Consider the following 21,370-nt stretch of genomic DNA (forward strand, 5'->3'; position numbering starts at 1 on the left):
GAAGCGGTCTCCACCGGAAAAATCACATGCCTTGAATTTGTTCTTATATAGAACAAATGTTCGTATAATGAATTTTAGGAGATTTCCTCACCCATGGCAATTGCTGCATCCCCTTCGGGCCCCGATGGCCGACCTGGTCCCGCGCCGGGCGACAGTTATGTCCAGTCCTTCGCGCGCGGGCTGGAGGTCATCCGCTCCTTCAGTGCGCAGTCGCCGCGCCAGACGCTGAGCGAGGTGGCGGCACGCACCGGATTGACACGCGCCGGTGCACGGCGCATTTTGCTGACGCTGCAGACACTGGGTTATGTCGTCAGCGACGGCAAGTTGTTCTCCCTGACCCCGCGCATCCTGGACCTGGGCTTTGCCTACCTGTCGTCCATGCCAATCTGGAACCTGGCCGAACCGGTGATGGAAGGCCTGGCCGAGGAGGTCGGGGAGTCGTGTTCTGCCGCGGTGCTGGAAGGCACGGACATTGTGTATGTGATGCGTGTCGCCACGCACAAGATCATGAGCATCACGCTGGGGGTGGGCTCGCGCCTGCCGGCCTACTGCACGTCCATGGGCCGCGTGTTGCTGGCCGGTCTGCCGGAGGGCGAAGCGCTGGCCTGCCTGAAAGCCTCGGAGCTGGCGCCGCTCACCCGCCACACGGTGACGGACCTGGACACCCTGCGTCAGAAAATTGCGCAGACGCGCAAGCAGGGCTGGTGCCTGGTGAATCAGGAGCTGGAAGAAGGCCTGGTGTCGATGGCTGCACCGATTCTGGACCGGCAGGGCAAGACGGTGGCGGCCCTGAACATCAGCGGCCAGGCCAACCGGACCAGCGCCAGGGTCATGCAGGACAGCATGCTGCCGCCCCTGCTGACCGCCGCACAAACGATTTCACGTCTGCTCAGCGTTCAACGCACCTGATCGGGCCATGACCCGACGGGCTGTTCAGGACTTGCGGGAACCCATGACCAGCACCACGGCGCCCAAGACAATCGCGCCAATGCTGAGCCACTGGGGCACATTGATGGACTCTTTTTCCTGCACGGTCAGCTGGATGGGGCCGATGTTGGCTTTGGTGGTGTCCTTGGTGAAGCTGAAACCGCCGGTGAAAAAGCCGGCCAGGCCGAGCACGATCAGGACAATGCCTGTGATTCTGATTGCATTCATGAAATTCTCCTCGCCGGATGATGGGTATGCCGGCGCGCGCTTGCCGGGATCACGCTGCCGTGAAGGTAATCTAGCCGATAAAGCGCCGCAGGGCCGTAGGACATTGCCGATGCGCTTTCTGGCGTCCCGAAAACACCACAGCGGCAAGCACCACGGGCCGCATGCTACGCAAGTGCAGTGTTGCACTCTATCTGGCACTTAAAACCGCGTTTTTTCGCCCAGGGCGTTGTTGCAAATCCGCGCGATACCTGCGGGTATCGCTGTGGTTTGCGCCTAGCCCTGAACAAAAATCCATCGGTTTTAAATGCGCCATCGAGAATGCAACACTACACTAGGCCATGTTCACGCCTTCGCAAGCCGACGTCCGTCGTTTTTACTGTTCCGTTTACGCCAAAGCCCGCTCGGGGCAACCGCTGGAAGCTATTGAAACCATAGCAAGCCAGTGGATCGACGAACACCCCGAGTACCACGCCGACTTTGCCGATGCCGATGCGGCGCTGGAGAAAATGTACGACGTGGAAGGCGGCAAGACCAACCCCTTCCTTCACCTGTCCATGCACCTGTCGATCAGCGAGCAGTGCTCGATTGACCAGCCGCGCGGCATCCGGCAGGCCGTCGAGTTGCTGACTGCCCGGCGCAATTCGCTGCACGACGCCCACCATGAAGCCATGGACTGCCTGGGCCAGATGGTCTGGGAAAGCCAGCGCGCCGGGCGCCCGCCCGACGGTGACGCTTACATCGCCTGCGTGCAGCGCCACGCGACAAGAGATTAGCCCCCATGGTTGCTCTACTAGCGAGTGGCGCCCGCACCTTGCAGGCCGCCGCTCGTTAGACGCTTCGCTTCTGATGCCTGTCCAAACCTGCTCAAGCAGGTTCGGAGCCGCAGCCACCAGCCCCGAGGGGGCCGCTGCGCCTGCGGGCCGGCAAGGCCGGACCCGCGGCCCCTGCTTGCAGGGAAGTGCGCATCGCCGTTGAAGCCAACAAAAAAACCGCTGGATCAGCGGCTTTTTCGTGGATGCAAGGTGTGTTTAGCGGAACTTACTCTGCGGAACCACTTTCAGGTCACCCTCGACGGACGCCAGGTAGTTGGCCAGCTGCTTGAGCTCCGCGTTGGTGTACTGCTTGGCCATGCCAGCCATGATGGCGTTGCCGCGGCCAACCTTGGGGTTGTTCTCGACCTTGTAGGCCTTGAGCGCCACAAACAGGTAGTCGGCATGCTGGCCGCCGAGCTTGGGGTAGGACGGGTCGATCGGCTTGCTGAAATCGGCACCGTGGCAGGAGGCGCAATTGGCCTTGCCGAGCAAGGCAGCGACGGCCGGGCTGGGCGTTTTGGCGGTGCGTGCTGCGGCGGCTGCGCCTTCGGTCACGCCATGCTGGGCGTAATACGCGGCCAGATCGGCAATGTCCTGGTCGTTCAGCGACTCGGCGATGCCGCGCATGGTGGGGTGTTTGCGCTCGCCTTTTTTATAGGCATGCAGGGCGGCGTCAATGTACTTGGCGCTCTGGCCGGAAATCATGGGGACTTTGTAGACCTCGGGGAAGCTGGCCTGGTAACCCTTGATACCGTGGCAGCCGATACACATGGCATTTTTGGCTTCGCCGGCCTTGACATCACCCTTGATGTCCTGGGAATGGGCGGAAACCGTCACAAATGAGACAGCCAGGGCGAATAAGGTGGTGAACAGCTTGGTCATTTTGCGCGCACAATCAGGTGAGAATTTGTTATAAAAAACAACCGCTGATTATATCTGTGCCTGCCGCGGCCCGGTCCTGCCCCGACTGAATCACCACAGATTCACCCCCTTCCCGTTTACACCTCCTGTCCATCATGAAATTCCAAGGCTCCAAAAACTACGTCGCCACCCAGGACCTGATGCTTGCCGTCAACGCCTCCGCCACCCTGAAAAAGCCCCTGCTGGTCAAGGGCGAGCCCGGCACCGGCAAGACCATGCTGGCCGAGGAAGTGGCCGAAGCCCTGCAACTGCCGCTGTTGCAGTGGCACATCAAGTCCACCACCAAGGCGCAGCAGGGCCTGTATGAATACGACGCGGTGTCGCGCCTGCGCGACTCGCAGCTCGGCGACGAAAAGGTCAAGGACATCCACAACTACATCATCAAGGGTGTGCTCTGGCAGGCCTTCACGGCCGACGAGCCGGTGGCGCTGCTGATCGACGAGATCGACAAGGCCGACATCGAATTCCCGAACGACCTGCTGCGCGAGATCGACCGCATGGAGTTCTACTGCTATGAGACGCGCGAGTTGATCAAGGCCAAACACCGGCCGCTGGTCTTCATCACCTCGAACAACGAAAAAGAACTGCCCGACGCCTTCTTGCGCCGCTGCTTTTTTCACTACATCAAGTTCCCCGATGCCGACACGATGAAACTGATCGTCGACGTGCACTTCCCCGGCCTCAAGAAAGAACTGCTGGCCGCGGCCATGAAGACCTTTTACGACGTGCGCAACCTGCCTGGCCTGAAGAAAAAGCCATCCACCAGCGAACTGCTGGACTGGCTCAAGCTGCTGGTCGCCGAAGACATTCCGCTGGAGGCGCTGCAAAGCAAGGAAGACAAGGTCGCCGTGCCGCCGCTGGTGGGCGCGCTGCTCAAGAACGAGCAGGACGTCACCCTGTTTGAAAAACTGGTGTTCATGCAACGCCACAACCGCTAGACAAGCCATGGCAAGCGACAACCGCAACCTGCTGGTCGAAGGCCTGTCCGACGCTGTCGGTTTTGTCGGCGGCGCGCTGCTCGGCTTCTGGCTGGGCCGGCTGTTCGGCCTGGACATTTTTGCCGCCGGTTACGGCAACAGCGCCATAGGCGGCATCGTGCTGGTCGGCCTGGGCGGTGGCCTGGGGCTGCAGATCGCGCGGCGCTGGCGCCGTGCGCAAGCCAAAAAACAGGGCAAAGACACATGAGTTTTGTGCAAGCCGTTACTCTTTCCGCACGCGGCGTCGAGCTGGTGCCGCTGGCACTCGACCACGAAGCCGGCCTGCGCGCCGCGGCCGCCGATGGCGAGCTCTGGAAGCTGCGCGTGACCTCGGTGCCCGAACCGGACCAGACCCGCGCCTACATCAGCGACGCGCTCCAGGCCCGCGACGCCGGCCACCGCTTTGCCTTCGCTGTGCGCGACGCCGCCAATGGCACCGTGCTGGGCAGCAGCAGTTACCACGACATCCTGCCGGCCGTGAAACGCGTCGAGATTGGCTACACCTGGTACGCCGCGCGCTGCCAGCGCACGCACGTCAACACCACCTGCAAGCTGCTGATGCTCACCCACGCGTTCGAAACCCTGGGCTGCCACGTCGTCGGCTGGCGCACCGACAATTTCAACTTCGCCTCGCAGCGCGCCATCGAGCGCCTGGGCGCCAAAAAAGACGGCGTGATCCGCGGCCACGCGCTGCGGCGCGACGGCACGATTCGCGACACGGTGATGTACAGCCTGCGCTCCGGCGAGTGGCCGGAAGTGAAGGCGCAGTTGCTGTACATGCTGGACAAACCGCGCGGCTGAAACTGGGCCTGAGCATGTTGGATCACGTTCGACATACCCTGTTGTGCCTTCTGTTCTCGCTGCTGGCAGCGAATGCCTGGGGTCAGGACAGGAGTGCTTTGCCCGACGTGACCGGAATCTACCGAATCCCTTCGCCCTGCAATCCAAAGGCGTTTGAAGACGCAGGGATCATGGGTGTGGCACCGGTACGGCATTGCTTCGAAGGTTCAAAACTCGACACGACGAGCCAATTGGAACTGGTGCAGAACGGCCAGTTCGTTTGCGGGTCGTACTACAGTTGCGGGGGCAACAGTTGCCACAAGGTGTACACCGGAAGAATGGCAGGTTACAGAAAAGGAAATATTCTCGAGCTGTTTGTCGAGGACGGGCATCAGGAGGCAGGCGAAGCGCAAGTGCAGCGATACCTGGTAGTTTCGAAAGGTCTCAGCTATTCCGAGCGAAAAGACAAGAAGGCAATATACGTTCGGCAAATGTCAAGACTGATCTCACCTTCCTCAGCGCAAGCCTGTCGCCCCGTTCTACAGCATCCTGTACAGCTCAAGGACTATCGCCTTCAGGGCGCGGGTCTACTGAAAGAGGATGAAATCAAATTCGAAGTTCCTCGCGAAACATTGACGCAGGCGCCGAAAGCCAAACAGATTTTCCTGAAAAATGCGCCCTCCTTTTTTCAATGGGAAGACAAGCGAAACACTAACAATTACGTGCCCAGGCTGGTCACCGTTTACAACAACACGGCCAAGGCCTGGACAATAAGCGCGGAGCATCCTGAGTTGTGCCTGGATTACTTGCGTTACTCTGCTTCGAGAAAATTCAATGAAGGCGTATCCAGTGATGATCTCGAACGCGGGGTGGAGGTAGCCCCCGGATCCAGCACCCGGTTTTACAGTTGCAACGGTTCGACTGTTCGGGTCGACAACGAGGTGGCATGCCCCAAATTCTCTTGCCTGGAAGGCTGTAAATGCTGATCGACTTCTTCTACACCCTGCGTTCGGCCAAGCTGCCGGTGTCGGTCAAGGAATACCTGATGCTGCTCGAGGCGCTGAAGGCCGGCGTGGTCGGGCCCAACAGCGGCCAGGCAGAGGACGGCGAGGACGGCGAGGACGGCGCGGGTGAAGGCGCCTGGAAAATCGACGACTTCTATTACCTGAGCCGCACCGTGCTGGTGAAGGACGAAAAACACTACGACAAGTTCGACCGCGCCTTCGCGGCCTACTTCAAGGGTGTGGAGATGATCGTCGACTTCACCAAGGACATTCCGCTGGAGTGGTTGCGCAAGAACCTGGAGCTCGAACTCAGCCCCGAAGACAAGGCCAAGATTGAGAAGATGGGCTGGGACGAGCTCATGGAAACGCTGAAAAAACGTTTTGAAGAGCAGAAGGAGCGCCACGAAGGCGGCAGCAAATGGATAGGCACGGGCGGCACCTCGCCGTTTGGCGCGAACGGCTTCAACCCGCAGGGCATACGCATCGGCCAGGAAAAAAGCCGCAACAAAAGCGCGGTGAAAGTCTGGGACCAGCGCGCCTACAAGGACTACGACGACACCCAGGAACTGGGTACGCGCAACATCAAGGTCGCCCTGCGCCGCCTGCGCAAGTTCGCGCGTGAAGGCCATGTGGAAGAGCTGGACCTGGACGACACCATCCGCTCCACCGCGGCCAATGCCGGCTGGCTGGACATCAAGATGGTTCCGGAGCGCCACAACAACGTGAAGGTGCTGCTGCTGATGGACGTGGGCGGGACCATGGACGAACACATCAGCCGCGTGGAAGAGTTGTTCTCGGCCACCAAAACCGAGTTCAAGCACATCGAGTTCTATTACTTCCACAACTGCGTCTATGACTTCATGTGGAAGAACAACCGCCGCCGCTTCAGCGAGAAGTTCGCGACCTGGGACATCATCCGCAAGTACAACAAGGACTACAAACTGATCTTTGTCGGCGACGCGACCATGAGTCCGTATGAAATTCTGCAGCCGGGCGGCAGCGTCGAATACAACAACGAGGAAGCCGGCGCCGAGTGGATGCAGCGGCTGACGAATGCCTTCCCGAAATTTGTCTGGATCAACCCCGAGCCGCAAGGCGTCTGGCAGTACCGCCAGAGCATCAGCGTCATCCAGCAGCTGGTGAACCAGCGCATGTACCCGCTGACCATCAAGGGGCTGGAAGAAGCGATGCGCCTGCTGTCCAAGTGAAGCTGGTGGAAGCGGCATCACCGCTCAGCGGGTGATTGGCGCGGCAGCGTAAAAAGATGGTGCCCTTGGCAGGAATCGGACCTGCGACCTATCCCTTAGGAGGGGATCGCTCTATCCACTGAGCTACAAAGGCAGACGCGTAGTTTAACAAGGTGAACGGGCGGGCGCCGCCGGGCCGCGCCGCGGCGAGGAATGACAGGTTGTCCGGGGCGGGCGCCTGCCGGCCATCAACTGGCAGCCTTCAATGGCTGCTTATTTGATAGTTGCTTGCGCCCACGCTCAGGCTCCAGCTCGCTCAGCGAGCGTCCAGCCGGCGCAGCAGCGTTTCCAGTTCCGACATGCCCTCCGTCAGCACATCGTCGGCGTTGCCGGCCACCTCGCCCTGGGGCGTCAGCTGGTGCACCACCTCAGGGAGGATCTGCGCGAAGCCGTCCGCCACCTCCTGCTGCGGCACGCCCAGTTGCTGCGACAGTCGCGACAGTTCGTCCAGCCCCACCACGTCGTCGATGGCCTGCTGCGGCAGGGCTTCGTTCTCACCCGTGGACACCCAGGACGCCGCCTGCTGGCTGTAACCTTTTTGCTGGAACTTGCCCAGCACCGCGCCCAGGCCGCCATTGCGTTGCACCCACTGCATGGCCAGGGGCAGCAGCATGGCCAGCAGCGCGCCGCCGCCACCGCCGAAGGGAGAGCTGCGTTCCGTGGGGGTACCCGCGGGGGCACGCCCGCCGCCGAGGATGCCGCCCAGCAAATCGCCCAGGCCGCCACTGGACCCGCCGTCCAGCGATGGGCTCTCCGCACCGGACTGCCCGCGACCGAGTGTGGCATTGGACAAAACGCCGGCCAGTATCTGTTCAATCAAACTGTTTGCCATGGGGAACTCTCTTGACGAAGGAAATTTCGAGCTTAGGCGTCCTGACGGCTGGCGTGTGTAGGCGGGAGCGCCAATACAACGCGGATGGCGCCGCAGGTGTGTCGCGGGGTGCAATGCGGCGGCACGGACAGATGGGAGGTGGGCCGGCTGCCCGCACCCGGGACCTGCCACTCCTGGCCGCCCGCCATGCAGCAGCCTGATGCTACATATTCAATAGCTGCTTGCGCCCGCCAGTATTGGGCTGGTAGCCTAAAAAGCCTGAAAATTCAGCACGCACCGCGCCGCCAGCGCTCAATCCCGCTTGGCCCACTCCACAAACTCCGGCGCGTAGCCCCTGGACTTCAAAAAGTCGGCCAAGGCATACCCGGTGCCGGCCGGCCAGCACTTGACGTCTTCATGGGCATACAGCCGGTAGTCCACCAGCTCCGGGGAGAGTTTGACTTCGCCATGGCCGACGGCGCTGTAGGCAATGATGATCTGGTTCATGCGCTGGAAGTCGTAGACGCCGATCAGCTTGAGGTCGGTCACGTCGAGGCTGGTTTCTTCCTTGATCTCACGGGTGATGCCGCCTTCGGGCGTTTCGCCGGCTTCCATGAAGCCAGTGATCAGCGCGTACATCTTGCCGGACCAGGCGGCATTGCGCGCCAGCAGGATCTTGCCCTGGTGCTCGATGACCGCGGCCAGCACCGGCACCGGGTTGTTCCAGTGGGTGTAATCGCAGGCCGGGCAACGCAGGCGCACGGTTTCGCCGCTGTCTTCCAGCTGGGAAATCATCGCCAGCGGGGTGGCGCAGCTGGGGCAAAACTTGAATTCGTGAGTCATGCGATCGCTTTCTTCTCATCTCATGGATTTTCTGGGTGTCATCCCGGACTTGATCCGGGATCCATGTTGCATGAACCACCTGCCTGGTCCATTGAACATGAATGGCGGGTCAAGCCCGCAATAACAAAGGCAGAGCTCAGGCGGGGAAAACGCCGGTGGACAGATAACGGTCACCCCGGTCGCAGACGATGAACACGATCACCGCGTTCTCCACCGTTTTGGCAATCTCCTGCGCCACCCAGCAGGCGCCTGCAGCCGAGATGCCGGCGAAGATGCCCTCTTCGCGCGCCAGCCGGCGGCACATGTCTTCGGCGTCGAGCTGGCTCACCAGCACGGTCTCGTCGATGTGGCTGGGGTCGTAAATCTTCGGCATGTAGGCCTCGGGCCACTTGCGGATGCCAGGAATGCGCGAGCCCTCGCTGGGCTGCGCGCCGATGATCCTGATCGCCGGGTTTTTCTCTTTCAGGAAACGCGACACGCCGGTGATGGTGCCGGTCGTGCCCATGGCGCTGACGAAGTGGGTGACCTTGCCCGCCGTGTCGGCCCAGATCTCGGGGCCGGTGGTCTCGTAGTGAATGCGCGGGTTGTCCTGGTTGGCAAACTGGTCCAGCACGCGGCCCTTGCCGTCTTTGGCCATCTGGTCGGCCAGGTCGCGCGCGTGTTCCATGCCGCCGCTTTTGGGCGTGAGGATCAGCTCGGCGCCAAAGGCCTTCATGGTTTGCGCGCGTTCAATCGACAGATCCTCCGGCATGATCAGCACCATGCGGTAACCCTTGATGGCCGCGGCCATGGCCAGCGCAATGCCGGTGTTGCCGGAGGTGGCCTCGATCAGCGTGTCACCGGGTTTGATCTCGCCGCGCTCCTCGGCGCGCTTGATCATGGACAGCGCGGGCCGGTCTTTCACCGAACCGGCGGGGTTGTTGCCTTCGAGTTTGCCGAGGACCACGTTGTGGCGTTGGGTGTTGGCTTGGGACTGGATACGTTGCAGTGCCACCAGGGGCGTTTTGCCAATGGCGTCTTCGATGGTCGGATAATTCATACCCTGCACTGTGCCATAATTTGCCTCTTTGCTTCTTCCTGCCCGGGTGGTGAAATTGGTAGACGCAGGGGACTCAAAATCCCCCGCCGAAAGGCGTGCCGGTTCGATTCCGGCCCCGGGCACCACCTCTTGTGAACACCGATCGCCTGGTTCTCCCGAACCGGCCCGCCTTTGGGCGATAGTGACGAAGCGCACGTCGTACGCGGGTTCGATTCCGGCCCCGGGCACCAGCTACAGGCTCTTCCAGTTTTGGAGGGGCCTTTTTTGTGGGCGTCTGCACGCAAAAGCGCAGAAGCTCAGATACTTGCGGGCATGACGTCCTCCCGCTCCGCCACCCCCCTGCATCAACTCGACGCCTGGCAAGCCGCCACCCTGCTCGCACGCCGCGAACTCCAGGCCGTGGACCTGGTCCGCGCCTGCCTGGACCGCATTGCCGAACGTGAGCCGCAGCTGCAGGCCTTTGTACAGCTGGGCGCCGAAGCCGCGCTGGCAACGGCACGCGAACTCGACGCCGGGCCGGTGCGCGGCCTGCTGCATGGACTGCCCTTCGGCGTGAAGGACTTGTTCGACACCTGTGACCTGCCCACCGCTTACGGATCACCCATTTATGCCGGCCAGCAGCCGCTGGCCGATGCGGCGGCGGTGGCGCTGTGCCGTGAGGCCGGCGCGGTGCTGCTGGGCAAAACCGTGACCACTGAGCTGGCCAACATGTTCCCCGGCGTCACGCGCAACCCGCACCACATTGAGCACACGCCAGGCGGCTCATCGAGCGGTTCGGCCGCCGCCGTGGCCGACGCCATGCTGCCGCTGGCGCTGGGCACCCAAACGGCCGGCTCGCTGATACGGCCGGCGGCTTTTTGCGGCGTGGTCGGCTACAAGCCCAGCCACAACCGCGTGCCCCGGGCCGGCGTCAAAAGCCTGTCGGAAACGCTGGACACGGTGGGCGGCTTTGCGCGCAGCGTGCGCGACGTGGCGCTGCTCGGCGCGGTCCTGACCGGCGACGCGCGGCTGGCCGACCCTGCCGCTTTTGCGCAAACGGCCGCGCCGCGCATTGGCTGGTGCCGCACGCCCGAGTGGGACCAGGCCGATGAGGACACGCAGCAGGCCTGGGCCCAGGCCGAAGCGGCGCTGGCCGGCCATGGCGCGCCGCTGGTGCTGCCGCCCGAGCTGTCGGGCCTGGTCGCCGTGCAGAAAGAGGTGCAGGCTTTCGAAACTGCGCGTTCCCTGAGCCATGAGCGCCTGCGGCACCGCGATCGGCTCAGTGCGCCGCTGCAGGCGCTGATCGCCACTGGCCTGGCCATCGGCGGTGACACCCATGTCCACAACCTGCAGGTGACCGCGCAGGCGCGGCACCAGGTGCAGGACTTGTTCGGACCACACGACGTGTTGCTGGCGCCCAGCAGCATCGGCGAGGCTCCGGCCGGGCTGGACGGCACGGGCGACCCGCTGTTTTGCCGGACCTGGACCCTGCTGGGTCTGCCCTGTGTGCACCTGCCCTTTGCCCGGGGCCGCCACGGGCTGCCGGTGGGCCTGCAACTGGTGGGTGCCCCCGGCGACGACCACCGCCTGCTGGCGGCCGCGCACTGGGTGCACGCTCGCCTGAGCCGGTAAGCCCTGCCGCCAGCGCGATTTGACCCTGCGCAATGCCACGGCATTGAATCGGGCGCATTCTCGAATCGCAGTGTTTTCTGCGGCTTCGGGAGGCTGTCATGTACTCACTTCGTCGTTGGACCCACCCCGTCGTGGCGGCTGTCCTGCTGGCGGCCCTGCCCGCCCTGGCGACCACCGTCCCGCCTTCAACCGCCCAGGAAATGATTGCGGCACTGGCACGCGCCAACGCCTCGGTGGTCGGCGTGCGTGTGATGGTGGACGAGGAGGCGCGCTCGGCCGAGACCCTGGGCCAGCTGCGCCGCGGCTCCGGTGTGGTGATCGCGCCGGACGGCCTGATCCTGACCATCGGCTACCTGATGCTGGAGGCCGAGCAGATTGAAATCGTCACGCAGGAGAACAAGACCCTGCCGGCACGCGCCGTGGCCTACGACCTGGCGACCGGTTTCGGCCTGCTGCGGCCCTTGCTGCCGCTGCGCGCCGGTAACGGTATCAGTGCCGCGGTGCTGGGCAGCAGCCTGCCCCTGCAACCGGGCGAGGCGCTGATGGCCGTGACCGGCCCGCAGGCCAGCGACGACGGCGATGTCAGCATGACGCGGCTGGTCAGCAAACGGCCGTTTTCCGGCACCTGGGAATACCACATCGACATGGCCCTGTTCACCAGCCCGCCCTTGCTGGGCAACAGCGCCAACCACAGCGGCGCGCCGCTATTCAACCAGAAAGGGGAGCTGGTGGGCATAGGTTCGCTGCTGGTGGCCGACGCCAGCGGACAAAACCGGGCGATGCCCGGCAACATGTTTGTGCCGGTGGACCTGCTGCGCCCCATCCTGGCCGAAATGCAGCGTTCCGGCACCAGCGCCCAAAGCCACCGGCCCTGGCTGGGCCTGAATTCGAGCGACCAGGGCGGACGCATCCAGATCGTGCGCGTCAGCAAGGACAGCCCGGCCGAGCTGGCCGGCCTGGAAGCGGGCGACGTGGTGCTGGCGGTGGACGGCACCAAGGTCGCGACGCTGGCCGATTTCTACAAAAAACTTTGGGACCGGGCCGCCCCCGATGGGGAAGTGACCCTGACCGTGCTGCAGGGCGCCGACGTCAAGACCATCGTGCTGAAAGCGCAGGACCGCCTGCAAACCCTGAAGAAACCTTCCGGCATCTGAGGTTTCAGGTCGAATCGGCCACCAGCCCTTTCCAGGAAAGCGCCACTAGCTACTCTTTTTGTAGCACCAACCCCTCTGCCACCGTGGGGTAACGCAGGCGCAGCCGCAGCTCCTGCTTCAGGCGGATGTTGTCGAGGCGGCGCGATTCGCTCATGAAGCTCAGCAGCATCAGCGGCAACTCGTCCTGCGCGGTGCTGCGTGCCACCCGCGGCGGACGCGGCAGGCTGTACAGGTCGGCGGCGAGGTCGAAGTAGTCGCCCATCTTCAGTTCGGTGTCGTCGCTGGCATTGGTGGTGCGCTGCGGTTTGCCGCGCCACAGGGCCGCCACGCAGGCGCGTGCCAGGTCGTCGGCATGGATGTGGTTGGTGAACACGTCGTCGTCGGGCGCCAGCACCGGCGTGCCCTTGAGCAGGCGGCCGTGCGGCGTGCCGCCCTCGCGGTCGGGGGCGTAAATGCCCGGAATGCGCAGCGTGTGCACCCGCACACCGCTGGAACGGCCAAAAAAGCGCAGCTGCGCCTCGGCATCAACGCGCCGCCAGGCACGCGGCGTGTGCGGGTTCACGGGGCGGGTTTCGCTGGCCCACTCGCCCTGGCAATCGCCGTACACGCCGCTGGTCGAGCCGTACACCACCGCTTGCGGCAGGCCGCGCAGGCGCAAGACGCGCAACAGGGCCAGCGTGCGCGGGTCGCGGCGCCAGTCGGGCAGATTCTCGCCGGGCGGCGGGGCCAGGTGGACCACGCGGGTGGCCAGCCCGGCCAGCCGCCGCAAGGTGGCGGGCTGGTCCAGGTTGCCGGCCAGCGGCGTGATGTGCCGGGCGCGCAGTTCAGGGCGGCGTTCGGACGACGAGGTCAGGGCCAGCAGGCGCACACGCGGCGCCAGCTGGCGTGCGACACGCAGGCCGACGTCGCCGCAGCCGATGATCAGAACACGCTGGCGGCGAAAGCGCGAAGGCAGGGCGCCAAGGGGACTTTGGTTTGAGGGCAAAATTGGGGAATCTGCTGAAAACAGCCAGAGTTATAAAAACAGGATTACGTCAGAGGATAACCAGTATGACTTTCAACGTCACCGTGCTGCCCAGCGGCCGCTCGTTCACCGCCAACCCCGACGAAGCGCTGCTGGCAGCGGCCATCCGCCAGGGTATCGGCATGCCCTACGGCTGCAAGGACGGCGCCTGCGGTTCCTGCAAGTGCAAAAAGATCGAAGGCACGGTGGTGCACGGCCCGCACCAGCTCAAGGCACTGTCGCACGAGGAAGAAGCCGCGGGTTTCATCCTGACCTGCTGCGGCGTGGCCCAGACCGACGTGGTGCTGGAGTCGCGCCAGGTGACCGACGAAAGCGCCTTCCCGATCAAGAAAATGCCGGCCCGCGTGAGCAACCTGGCGCGCGCCTCGCACGACGTGATCGTGATCCGCCTGCAGCTGCCGGCCAGCGATGTGTTCAAGTACCACGCTGGCCAGTACGTGGAGTTTTTGCTGCGCGACGGCGACCGCCGCAGCTACTCCATGGCCAATGCGCCGCACACGCAGCTGGACAACCCGGGCATTGAGCTGCACATCCGCCACATGCCGGGCGGCAAGTTCACCGAGCAGGTGTTTGGCACCATGAAGGAAAAAGACATCCTGCGCATCGAAGGGCCTTACGGCAGCTTTTTCCTGCGCGAAGACAGCGACAAACCCATGGTGCTGCTGGCCTCGGGCACGGGCTTTGCACCCATCAAGGCGCTGATCGAACACATGCAATTCAAGGGCATCACGCGGCCCGCAGTTCTTTACTGGGGCGGCCGCCGCCCGGCCGACCTGTACATGAACGACTGGGTGCTGGCCAAAGTGGCGGAAATGCCCAATCTGAGCTATGTGCCGGTGATCTCCAACGCGCTGCCGGAAGACAACTGGACCGGCCGCACCGGCTTCGTCCACAAGTCGGTGCTGGAAGACTTCCCCGACCTGTCGAGCCACCAGGTGTATGCCTGTGGTGCACCCATCGTGGTCGACTCGGCCCGCGCCGACTACAGCGCGATCGGCGGCCTGCCGCCGGAAGAGTTTTTTGCGGACTCGTTTACGACGGAGGCGGACAAGGCCAAAGCGCTGGCCTGAATTTTTCCACCGCTGGCGTCACGCTCCGTTAGTGGTTGGCATGGGGCAGTAGGAGCAACTCCCCACTCCCTCCCCCCGCCCCTCCCTCGCCCCGCCGGGCGATGGCGGGGAGCCTCATTTGGCCGCGTGTGCTGCGCTCGCGTGCGAACATGACGGTCCCGTACTCCGACGATGACGCGCAAAGCGCGTCGTCGTCTCCCCGCATCCGAACCCGAACCCGCATTTGTCCCCACACCCGTCGGGCTGGGCCGAGGAGCGCAGGCAAAAGCGGATCAGGGCTGGCGTTGTTTGAGCTGCAGGCGAGTTTAGCCAGACCCTGCTTTTGCCGAGCACCACAGGTTGCCCGCAGCGAAGCGGAGGGACCCAGACCATCGGGTCACCTTTCTTTTGGGTACTTTTCTTTGGCGACGCAAAGAAAAGTGCCTCGCCCGCCGGGGCGAGACCCGGCTTGTTGGCACACCTCAAAGCGCGAGTTAGCAAACATGGATCCCGGCTCTAGTCCGGGATGACAAGCCACAGAAAATATCCGCTATAAATTCAATAGCTTCCTACGCCCGTCGCATAAGGACTAGAGCCTGAAAAGACTCAATAAATCAATCCACCCGCGCCCCGGAAGCCTTCACCACCTTCTCATACTTGGCCAGCTCGCTTTTCATGAAAGCGCCAAACTGCTCCGGCGAACTCGCTACCGGCTCGGCCAGCAACGCGGCAAAGCGGGTTTTGGCTTCCGGCGAATTGAGGGCAGCCACAAAGGCCTGGTTCAGTTTGGCGACCACGTCTTTCGGCGTGGCGGCCGGGGCCACCAGGCCCCACCAGGTGTCGATGGCAAAACCCTTGAGTGTTTCTGCCACGGCTGGCACCTCGGGCAGTGCGGCACTGCGCTTTTCGGTGGTCACGGCCAGCGCCTTGAGTTTGCCGGCCTTGATGTTGGCGGAGGCGGTGGCCAGGTTGTCGAAGTTGAAATCGACCTGGCCGCTGAGCAGCGCGAGCTGGGCCGGGTTGCCGCCGTTGTAGGGAATGTGCAGCGCAAAAATGCCGGCTTCCTTCTTGAACATCTCACCGGCCAGGTGGCCGGCGCTGCCGTTGCCGCCGCTGGCGTAGTTGAGCTTGGCCGGGTTGGCCTTGGCGTAGGCGATCAGGTCCGCCAGTGTGTTGATGTTCAGGCGTCTGGCGGTGTCGGCGTTCATCACCAGCACGTTCGGCACGCGCAGCATCTGCGTGATGGGCGCAAAGTCGGTCGCTGCGTTGTACGGCATCTTGCTGTAGAGCCAGGGGTTGATGGCATGGGTGGCCACCGCGGCAATGCCGATGGTCAGGCCGTCAGGCGCGGCTTTGGCCACCACATCGGCGCCGATGTTGCCGCCGCCACCGGGCCGGTTTTCAATGATCACGGTGCCCAGGGTGTCCTTGACGCGCTCAGCCATCAGGCGCGCGGTCACGTCGATCGGGCCGCCGGGGGCATACGGCACGATGATGCGCATGACCTTGGGCTGCGCGACGGCAAGGGTTGACGACAGGGCCAGCACGGCAATGGAGGCCGCCGCCAGGGCACGGGACGCGAAAGAGGAAAGAGAAGTGGTTTTCATGGCCCCGATTGTGGCAAAACCGGGAAGCGGGGTCACCGTGGCATTCCCTAGGACCGACGGGACACGCTGCGGGCGACGCAGCCCGAACGGATGGAATCAGAGGATGCTATGAATAAAAGAGCTGCGCGCGCCCGCCACACAAAGACCGGGCGCACAAAACCCCTGAAGCATCACTCCCCCAGATAAGCCGCCCTCACCCGCGGATCGTCCAGCAGGGCCTTCGCCTCGCCGTTCATCGTGACCAGGCCCGACTCCATGACATAACCGCGGTCGGCAATGCCCAGGGCCCGGCTGGCGTTCTGTTCGACCAGCAGCACGGTGACGCCCTGCGCCGACACGTCCCTGACGACTTCAAAAATCTTGTCGACCATGATGGGGGACAGCCCCATGGACGGTTCGTCGAGCAGCAAGACGCGGGGACGGCTCATGAGCGCGCGCCCCATGGCCAGCATCTGCTGTTCGCCGCCGGACATGGTGCCGGCAAGCTGGTCCTTGCGTTCGCGCAGGCGCGGAAACAGCGTAAACATCTTTTCCATGTCATCCGCGATGCCGGCCTTGTCGTCGCGGATGTAGGCGCCCATCTGCAGGTTTTCCGTGATGGTCATGCGGGTGAACACGCCGCGGCCTTCCGGCACCATGGCCAGGCCTTCCTTGACCAGGTCCCAGGCGCCCTGGCCCTTGATGCTTTTGCCCAGGTATTCGATGTCGCCGTCGAGCAGCGGCTGCGTGCCGGTGATGGCTTTCATGGTGGTGGTCTTGCCGGCGCCATTGGAACCGATCAGCGTGACCAGTTCACCTTCCTTGACTTCGAAATCGACGCCCTTGACCGCCTGGATGCCGCCGTAGGCCACTTTGAGGCCGGTGACTTTGAGCAGGGTGGTATGACTTGTGGTGGCCATGTTCTTGATTTCCTTCAATGACCGGTGCCCAGATAGGCAGTGATCACTTTTTCATTTTTCTGCACCTCGGAAGGCGGGCCTTCGGCAATCTGCTTGCCGTAATCGAGCACGGTGACGCGATCGCACAGGCCCATGACAAGCTTGACGTCGTGCTCGATCAGCAGGATGGTGCGGTTGTCCTTGCGGATCTGGTCGATCAGCTCGCGCAGCTGCACCTTCTCGGTGGCGTTCATGCCGGCGGCGGGTTCGTCGAGGGCAATCAGCTGCGGGTCGGTCGCGAGGGCCCGCGCGATCTCGAGGCGGCGCTGGTCACCGTAGCTCAGCGTGCGCGCCTTGTAGTCCGCGTATTTGCCGATGCCCACATAGTCGAGCAGTTCCTGCGCGCGTTTGGAGATGGCCGCTTCCTCGGCCTTGAACCCCGGCGTGCGAAACACCGCGCCGATCAGGCCCGATTTGGTGCGAATGTGCCGCCCCACCATGACGTTTTCGAGTGCCGTCATGTCGGCAAACAGGCGGATGTTCTGGAAGGTGCGCGCAATGCCGGCCTTGGCCACCTCGTGCACGGCCGACGGCTTGTAGGGCTTGCCGGCCAGCTCGAAGGTGCCGCTGTCGGGCGTATACAGCCCGGTCAGCACGTTGAAGAAGGTGGTTTTGCCGGCGCCGTTGGGGCCGATCAGGCCGTAGACCTGGCCGCGTTCGATGTGGATGCCGACATCGCTGAGGGCCTGCAGGCCGCCAAAACGCTTGGAGACGCCGGAGACTTTGAGAATGGTTTCGCTCATGGCCTTGCCCTTATTTGCCGTTGCCGGTGTTGACCAGCGATTTGCCATGGTCGGGCGCGGGCCACAGGCCGCGCGGCCTGGACAGCATGATGGTGATCATGGCCAGCGCAATCAGCAGCTGGCGCAGGATGGCGGAGTCGAGGCGGCCGCCCGTCATGGCCTGCAGCGGGCCGGCCACGTGGCGCAGCACTTCCGGCAGCGCGGCCAGCAGCAACGCGCCGAGAATGACACCCGGCAGGTGGCCGATGCCGCCCAGCACCACCATGGCCACAATCATGACCGACTCCATCAGGCTGAAGGACTCGGGCGAGACAAAGCCCTGGAAGGCCGCAAACATGGAGCCGGACACGCCGCCAAAGGTCGCGCCCATGCCGAAGGCCAGCAGCTTGAGGTTGCGGGTGTTGATGCCCATGGCCTTGGCAGCGATCTCGTCTTCGCGAATCGCCATCCAGGCGCGGCCGATGCGCGAGTTTTCAAGCCGGTGGCAGATCACCACCGACACGATCACCAGCACCAGGAAGAGGTAGTAGTACATCGACACCGAGGTGAACTCGATGCCGAAGAACTCATGCGTTTTGCCCAGGTCGAACCCGAAAAACTTCATCGAGTCGATCTGGCTGATGCCCTTGGGCCCGTTGGTCAGGTTGATCGGACGGTCCAGGTTGTTCAGGAACACGCGGATGATTTCACCAAAACCCAGCGTGACGATGGCCAGGTAGTCGCCGCGCAGCTTCAGCGTGGGGGCGCCCAGCAGCACGCCGAAAAGACCGGCAAGGGCCGCCGCCATCGGAATGATGGCCCAGATCGGCAGGTGCAGGCCGTTCGGGAAGGCCGCCTTCACCGCGGGAAAGGCATCGGCCAGGTGCGGCGAGCCCAGTAGCGCAAACAGGTAGGCGCCGACGGCAAAGAAAGCCACGTAGCCGAGGTCCAGCAGGCCGGCGTAACCCACGACGATGTTCAGGCCCAGGGCCAGCAGGACATACAGCAGCGCCATGTCGACAATGCGCACCCAGGCGTTGCCGCCCTGCTGCAGGATCAGGGGCAGCACCAGCAGTGCCGCCGCGACGATGAGGAAAGTGACGATTTTTTTGGTTTTCATCGAAGTTCTCCTAGGCCCGGTCCGCCACACGTTCCCCGAGCAGCCCCGAAGGCCGCAGCGTGAGCACAAAAATCAGCACGATGAAGGCGAAGATGTCCGAGTACTGGCTGCCCAGCACACCGCCGGTCAGCGGGCCGATGTAGCCGGCGCCAATGGCTTCGATCAGCCCGAGCAGAATGCCACCCAGCACCGCACCGCCGAGGTTGCCGATGCCGCCGAACACCGCGGCGGTGAAGGCCTTGAGGCCGGGCAGGAAACCCATGGTGTGCTGCACCGTGCCGTAGTTGGACGCGTACATCACCCCGGCCAGCGCCGCCAGCACCGCACCGATGATGAAGGTCGCCGAAATCACGGTGTCGGGTTTGACCCCCATCAGCGCGGCCACCCGCGGGTTCTCGGCGGTGGCGCGCATGGCCCGGCCCAGCCGCGTGTAATTGACCAGGTACATCAGGATGGACAGCGACACGGCGGTTGCAGCCAGGATGAAGATTTGCGTGACGGTGATCACGGCGCCGCCGATTTGCAGCGGCTCGGAGGGCAGCAGGGTCGGGTAAGGCTTGTAGTTGGGTTTCCAGATGATCATGGCCAGGGTCTGCAGCAGGATGGACATGCCGATGGCGGTGATCAGCGGTGCCAGCTTGGGCGAGTTGCGCAGCGGCCGGTAGGCGATTTTTTCAATCGCAAAATTGAGCGCACCGCACACCACGAAGGCAATCAGCAGTGAAATCAGCAGGATGATCCAGCCCGGTGTACCGGGCATGGCTTCCTGCATCCAGACGATGATGGTCCAGCTTGTCAGCGCGCCCACCATCAGCACCTCGCCGTGCGCGAAGTTGATCAGGTTGATGATGCCGTACACCATGGTATAGCCCAGGGCGACCAGGGCATACATGCTGCCCAGCACCAGCCCGTTGATGATCTGCTGAAGCAAAACTTCCATAACTCAGTCTCCGATTGGTTGAAATTGTCAACTCCGCCTGGCGGCCACGACCCCCCGGGATCACCGTGAGGCTGCGTGAGCTAACAAAAAGCCCGCCTATCAACACCAGACAAGAACTGGATTGGGTGGCGAGCTAATCCGCAAATTGTAGCCATGCGTCTCTAGCGAGAAACGGGCCAGCAAGTCGGTTTTCGCGGGGTTTACCCTTGAGAAACCGCATTTATCGAACCGAATCAGGCTTTATCAGCAGGTTTTGTTTTCCATTAGATTTTCTGCTTGTTCATCAGCTTCAACTCATTCAACTTATCAGCAATCCTGATCTCCAGCCCCCGGTTCACCGGTCGGTAAAACACCGGCACCGGCATGCCGTCCGGGAAGTAGCTTTCGCCGGCGGCAAAACCATCCTCTTCGTCATGGGCATAACGGTAGTTCTTGCCATAGTCGAGGTCTTTCATCAGCTTGGTCGGCGCATTGCGCAGGTGCAGCGGCACCGGCCGGCTATCGTCCTTTTTCACGAGTGACCTGGCCTCGTTGAAGGCCTTGTAGACCGCATTGGACTTGGGAGCGATCGCCAGGTAGACCACACATTCGGCCAGCGCCAGCTCGCCCTCGGGCGAGCCCAGGCGCTCGTAGACCTCGGCGGCGTCCAGCGCCAGCCGCAGCGCACGCGGGTCGGCCAGGCCGATGTCCTCGCTGGCCATGCGGATCAGGCGCCGCGCCATGTATTTGGGCTCGGCACCGCCGTCGAGCATACGCACCAGCCAGTACAACGCGGCATCCGGGTCGGAGCCGCGCACCGACTTGTGCAGCGCCGAGATGGTGTCGTAAAACTGCTCGCCGCCCTTGTCGTAGCGGCGCATGCGCTCGCCCAGTATCTTGAGCAGCCAGGGCGCCGTGACTTCCAGGCTGCCGCCCTTTTTCTCGCGCTGGGCCGCCACGTTGAGTGACTCCAGCGTGTTGAGCAGGCGCCGGGCGTCGCCGTCGGCGTAGGCCACGAGCTGGTCCGCGGCCTCGGTAGCTATGCTTTTAATAGCTGGCAGCGCTTTATCGGAAAGGACTCTGGCGATGATTTGCTTGAGATCCTGCTCGCCCAGCGGCTGCAGCACGTACACCGCCGCGCGTGACAGCAAGGCCGAGTTGACTTCAAACGAGGGGTTCTCGGTGGTCGCACCGATGAAGGTGAACAGGCCGCTTTCCACATGCGGCAGGAACGCGTCCTGCTGGCTCTTGTTGAAGCGGTGCACCTCGTCGACAAACACGATGGTGCGTTTGCCGCCCTGCCCCTGCCAGATGCTGGCCTGCTCGACCGCCTCACGGATCTCCTTGACACCGCCCAGCACGGCCGAGATGGTGATGAAGTGGGCGTCGAAACTGCTGGCCATCAATCGCGCGATCGTGGTTTTCCCGACGCCGGGCGGGCCCCAGAGGATGCAGCTGTGGGGCTGGCCCGACTCAAAGGCAATGCGCAGGGGCATGTCTTCGCCGAGCAGGTGCTGCTGGCCGATCACCTCACCGAGGTTTTTCGGGCGCAGGCGCTCGGCCAGTGGGGCCGCCGCCCGGACATCTGCATCCTGCCCGAATGGGGTCCCGTCGAGAGCGGCCATGTATCTTCTTCT

Annotated in this window: 22 protein-coding genes and 2 tRNA genes; 11 read left to right on the forward strand and 13 right to left on the reverse strand. The window is 63.2% G+C overall.

All coding sequences use genetic code 11. From position 1 onward, the window contains the following. Nucleotides 1-93 precede the first annotated feature (93 nt). Nucleotides 94-909 carry an IclR family transcriptional regulator gene (locus tag AAG813_RS06750; RefSeq protein ID WP_341913153.1) on the forward strand — a complete coding sequence of 272 codons (816 nt, stop codon included), beginning with the start codon at nt 94-96 and terminating at the stop codon, nt 907-909. A 24-nt stretch (nt 910-933) separates the two neighbouring features. Here AAG813_RS06750 and AAG813_RS06755 read toward each other — a convergent pair whose 3' ends face one another. After that, on the reverse strand, nt 934-1,155 hold the full coding sequence (locus AAG813_RS06755) for a hypothetical protein (protein WP_176491317.1): 222 nt from the start codon (nt 1,153-1,155) through the stop codon (nt 934-936). Nucleotides 1,156-1,493: 338 nt separating this feature from the next. On the opposite strand from AAG813_RS06755, the gene AAG813_RS06760 reads away from it, so the two are divergent. After that, complete coding sequence (locus tag AAG813_RS06760) at nt 1,494-1,928, forward strand: DUF1841 family protein (RefSeq protein WP_341913157.1); 435 nt, start codon at nt 1,494-1,496, stop codon at nt 1,926-1,928. 255 nt (nt 1,929-2,183) lie between these two features. On the opposite strand, the gene AAG813_RS06765 is transcribed toward AAG813_RS06760, so the two are convergent. Continuing rightward, on the reverse strand, nt 2,184-2,849 hold the full coding sequence (locus AAG813_RS06765; RefSeq protein ID WP_341913159.1) for a c-type cytochrome: 666 nt from the start codon (nt 2,847-2,849) through the stop codon (nt 2,184-2,186). A gap of 134 nt (nt 2,850-2,983) precedes the next feature. Here AAG813_RS06765 and AAG813_RS06770 point away from each other — a divergent pair, with 134 nt between their 5' ends. Genes AAG813_RS06770 through AAG813_RS06790 form a run of 5 tightly spaced genes read left to right on the forward strand, consistent with a single transcriptional unit; the run spans nt 2,984 to nt 6,857 of the window. Continuing rightward, the gene (locus AAG813_RS06770; RefSeq protein ID WP_096666588.1) at nt 2,984-3,826 is read left to right on the forward strand and encodes a MoxR family ATPase; all 843 of its coding nucleotides are present in this window, start codon (nt 2,984-2,986) and stop codon (nt 3,824-3,826) included. A 7-nt stretch (nt 3,827-3,833) separates the two neighbouring features. Beyond that, the gene (locus tag AAG813_RS06775) at nt 3,834-4,073 is read left to right on the forward strand and encodes a hypothetical protein (protein WP_096666585.1); all 240 of its coding nucleotides are present in this window, start codon (nt 3,834-3,836) and stop codon (nt 4,071-4,073) included. Beyond that, nucleotides 4,070-4,666 (forward strand): GNAT family N-acetyltransferase, encoded by a 597-nt coding sequence (locus AAG813_RS06780; RefSeq protein ID WP_341913164.1) that lies wholly within the window; start codon nt 4,070-4,072, stop codon nt 4,664-4,666. The genes AAG813_RS06775 and AAG813_RS06780 overlap by 4 nt, the downstream gene beginning before the upstream one ends. A 14-nt stretch (nt 4,667-4,680) precedes the next feature. Beyond that, complete coding sequence (locus tag AAG813_RS06785) at nt 4,681-5,631, forward strand: hypothetical protein (RefSeq protein ID WP_341913165.1); 951 nt, start codon at nt 4,681-4,683, stop codon at nt 5,629-5,631. Next, a complete protein-coding gene (locus AAG813_RS06790; RefSeq protein ID WP_341913167.1) occupies nt 5,625-6,857 on the forward strand; it encodes a VWA domain-containing protein in 1,233 nt (410 codons plus the stop codon). Before AAG813_RS06785 ends, AAG813_RS06790 begins: the two co-directional genes overlap by 7 nt. Nucleotides 6,858-6,914: 57 nt before the next feature. On the opposite strand, the gene AAG813_RS06795 is transcribed toward AAG813_RS06790, so the two are convergent. From AAG813_RS06795 to cysM, 4 genes are all read right to left on the reverse strand, one after another. Continuing rightward, nucleotides 6,915-6,990 (reverse strand) — tRNA-Arg (locus AAG813_RS06795). 162 nt (nt 6,991-7,152) lie between these two features. Then, complete coding sequence (locus tag AAG813_RS06800) at nt 7,153-7,728, reverse strand: YidB family protein (protein ID WP_341913169.1); 576 nt, start codon at nt 7,726-7,728, stop codon at nt 7,153-7,155. A gap of 291 nt (nt 7,729-8,019) precedes the next feature. Then, entirely contained in the window at nt 8,020-8,550 is a 531-nt protein-coding gene (locus tag AAG813_RS06805) for an NUDIX hydrolase (protein WP_341913172.1), read from the reverse strand. Between the two features lie 136 nt (nt 8,551-8,686). Next, nucleotides 8,687-9,589: a cysteine synthase CysM gene (gene cysM, locus AAG813_RS06810; protein WP_341913174.1), complete on the reverse strand. Its 903-nt coding sequence runs from the start codon at nt 9,587-9,589 to the stop codon at nt 8,687-8,689. Between the two features lie 40 nt (nt 9,590-9,629). On the opposite strand from cysM, the gene AAG813_RS06815 reads away from it, so the two are divergent. The 3 genes from AAG813_RS06815 (at nt 9,630) to AAG813_RS06825 (ending at nt 12,354) form a co-directional block, all read left to right on the forward strand. Continuing rightward, nucleotides 9,630-9,714: transfer RNA gene (locus AAG813_RS06815), tRNA-Leu, on the forward strand. Between the two features lie 187 nt (nt 9,715-9,901). Beyond that, on the forward strand, nt 9,902-11,200 hold the full coding sequence (locus AAG813_RS06820; protein ID WP_341913176.1) for an amidase: 1,299 nt from the start codon (nt 9,902-9,904) through the stop codon (nt 11,198-11,200). A 98-nt stretch (nt 11,201-11,298) separates the two neighbouring features. Next, nucleotides 11,299-12,354, forward strand: a complete 1,056-nt coding sequence (locus AAG813_RS06825; protein WP_341913178.1) for a S1C family serine protease — start codon at nt 11,299-11,301, stop codon at nt 12,352-12,354. Nucleotides 12,355-12,403: 49 nt separating this feature from the next. Here AAG813_RS06825 and AAG813_RS06830 read toward each other — a convergent pair whose 3' ends face one another. Further along, a complete protein-coding gene (locus AAG813_RS06830) occupies nt 12,404-13,339 on the reverse strand; it encodes an NAD-dependent epimerase/dehydratase family protein (protein WP_341913181.1) in 936 nt (311 codons plus the stop codon). A 65-nt stretch (nt 13,340-13,404) separates the two neighbouring features. Here AAG813_RS06830 and AAG813_RS06835 point away from each other — a divergent pair, with 65 nt between their 5' ends. After that, on the forward strand, nt 13,405-14,448 hold the full coding sequence (locus AAG813_RS06835; protein ID WP_341913184.1) for a CDP-6-deoxy-delta-3,4-glucoseen reductase: 1,044 nt from the start codon (nt 13,405-13,407) through the stop codon (nt 14,446-14,448). A 593-nt stretch (nt 14,449-15,041) separates the two neighbouring features. Here the strand turns inward: AAG813_RS06835 and AAG813_RS06840 are convergent. From AAG813_RS06840 to AAG813_RS06865, 6 genes are all read right to left on the reverse strand, one after another. Next, on the reverse strand, nt 15,042-16,034 hold the full coding sequence (locus AAG813_RS06840; protein ID WP_341913185.1) for a tripartite tricarboxylate transporter substrate binding protein: 993 nt from the start codon (nt 16,032-16,034) through the stop codon (nt 15,042-15,044). A gap of 170 nt (nt 16,035-16,204) precedes the next feature. After that, a complete protein-coding gene (locus tag AAG813_RS06845; protein WP_341913187.1) occupies nt 16,205-16,933 on the reverse strand; it encodes an ABC transporter ATP-binding protein in 729 nt (242 codons plus the stop codon). A gap of 14 nt (nt 16,934-16,947) precedes the next feature. Further along, nucleotides 16,948-17,715 (reverse strand): ABC transporter ATP-binding protein, encoded by a 768-nt coding sequence (locus AAG813_RS06850; protein WP_096666533.1) that lies wholly within the window; start codon nt 17,713-17,715, stop codon nt 16,948-16,950. 10 nt (nt 17,716-17,725) lie between these two features. Then, nucleotides 17,726-18,814, reverse strand: coding sequence for an ABC transporter ATP-binding protein (locus AAG813_RS06855; RefSeq protein ID WP_341913191.1), 1,089 nt, complete (start codon nt 18,812-18,814; stop codon nt 17,726-17,728). 10 nt (nt 18,815-18,824) lie between these two features. Beyond that, complete coding sequence (locus AAG813_RS06860; RefSeq protein WP_341913193.1) at nt 18,825-19,754, reverse strand: branched-chain amino acid ABC transporter permease; 930 nt, start codon at nt 19,752-19,754, stop codon at nt 18,825-18,827. 263 nt (nt 19,755-20,017) lie between these two features. After that, a complete protein-coding gene (locus AAG813_RS06865) occupies nt 20,018-21,358 on the reverse strand; it encodes a replication-associated recombination protein A (RefSeq protein ID WP_341913195.1) in 1,341 nt (446 codons plus the stop codon). Nucleotides 21,359-21,370 lie beyond the last annotated feature (12 nt).

Source organism: Polaromonas sp. YR568 (assembly GCF_943371715.1).
Lineage (GTDB): Bacteria > Pseudomonadota > Gammaproteobacteria > Burkholderiales > Burkholderiaceae_C > Polaromonas.

What these genes read in the sequence shown, in the direction of transcription:
- AAG813_RS06835 (WP_341913184.1), top strand. Translation starts at nt 13,405, where the DNA reads ATGACTTTCAACGTCACCGTGCTGCCCAGCGGCCGCTCGTTCACCGCC.
- AAG813_RS06820 (WP_341913176.1), top strand. Translation starts at nt 9,902, where the DNA reads ATGACGTCCTCCCGCTCCGCCACCCCCCTGCATCAACTCGACGCCTGG.
- AAG813_RS06840 (WP_341913185.1), bottom strand. Translation starts at nt 16,034, where the DNA reads ATGAAAACCACTTCTCTTTCCTCTTTCGCGTCCCGTGCCCTGGCGGCG.
- AAG813_RS06790 (WP_341913167.1), top strand. Translation starts at nt 5,625, where the DNA reads ATGCTGATCGACTTCTTCTACACCCTGCGTTCGGCCAAGCTGCCGGTG.
- AAG813_RS06765 (WP_341913159.1), bottom strand. Translation starts at nt 2,849, where the DNA reads ATGACCAAGCTGTTCACCACCTTATTCGCCCTGGCTGTCTCATTTGTG.
- AAG813_RS06825 (WP_341913178.1), top strand. Translation starts at nt 11,299, where the DNA reads ATGTACTCACTTCGTCGTTGGACCCACCCCGTCGTGGCGGCTGTCCTG.
- AAG813_RS06775 (WP_096666585.1), top strand. Translation starts at nt 3,834, where the DNA reads ATGGCAAGCGACAACCGCAACCTGCTGGTCGAAGGCCTGTCCGACGCT.
- AAG813_RS06800 (WP_341913169.1), bottom strand. Translation starts at nt 7,728, where the DNA reads ATGGCAAACAGTTTGATTGAACAGATACTGGCCGGCGTTTTGTCCAAT.
- AAG813_RS06805 (WP_341913172.1), bottom strand. Translation starts at nt 8,550, where the DNA reads ATGACTCACGAATTCAAGTTTTGCCCCAGCTGCGCCACCCCGCTGGCG.
- AAG813_RS06865 (WP_341913195.1), bottom strand. Translation starts at nt 21,358, where the DNA reads ATGGCCGCTCTCGACGGGACCCCATTCGGGCAGGATGCAGATGTCCGG.
- AAG813_RS06755 (WP_176491317.1), bottom strand. Translation starts at nt 1,155, where the DNA reads ATGAATGCAATCAGAATCACAGGCATTGTCCTGATCGTGCTCGGCCTG.
- AAG813_RS06760 (WP_341913157.1), top strand. Translation starts at nt 1,494, where the DNA reads ATGTTCACGCCTTCGCAAGCCGACGTCCGTCGTTTTTACTGTTCCGTT.
- AAG813_RS06855 (WP_341913191.1), bottom strand. Translation starts at nt 18,814, where the DNA reads ATGAAAACCAAAAAAATCGTCACTTTCCTCATCGTCGCGGCGGCACTG.
- AAG813_RS06785 (WP_341913165.1), top strand. Translation starts at nt 4,681, where the DNA reads ATGTTGGATCACGTTCGACATACCCTGTTGTGCCTTCTGTTCTCGCTG.
- AAG813_RS06770 (WP_096666588.1), top strand. Translation starts at nt 2,984, where the DNA reads ATGAAATTCCAAGGCTCCAAAAACTACGTCGCCACCCAGGACCTGATG.
- cysM (WP_341913174.1), bottom strand. Translation starts at nt 9,589, where the DNA reads ATGAATTATCCGACCATCGAAGACGCCATTGGCAAAACGCCCCTGGTG.
- AAG813_RS06845 (WP_341913187.1), bottom strand. Translation starts at nt 16,933, where the DNA reads ATGGCCACCACAAGTCATACCACCCTGCTCAAAGTCACCGGCCTCAAA.
- AAG813_RS06860 (WP_341913193.1), bottom strand. Translation starts at nt 19,754, where the DNA reads ATGGAAGTTTTGCTTCAGCAGATCATCAACGGGCTGGTGCTGGGCAGC.
- AAG813_RS06780 (WP_341913164.1), top strand. Translation starts at nt 4,070, where the DNA reads ATGAGTTTTGTGCAAGCCGTTACTCTTTCCGCACGCGGCGTCGAGCTG.
- AAG813_RS06750 (WP_341913153.1), top strand. Translation starts at nt 94, where the DNA reads ATGGCAATTGCTGCATCCCCTTCGGGCCCCGATGGCCGACCTGGTCCC.
- AAG813_RS06850 (WP_096666533.1), bottom strand. Translation starts at nt 17,715, where the DNA reads ATGAGCGAAACCATTCTCAAAGTCTCCGGCGTCTCCAAGCGTTTTGGC.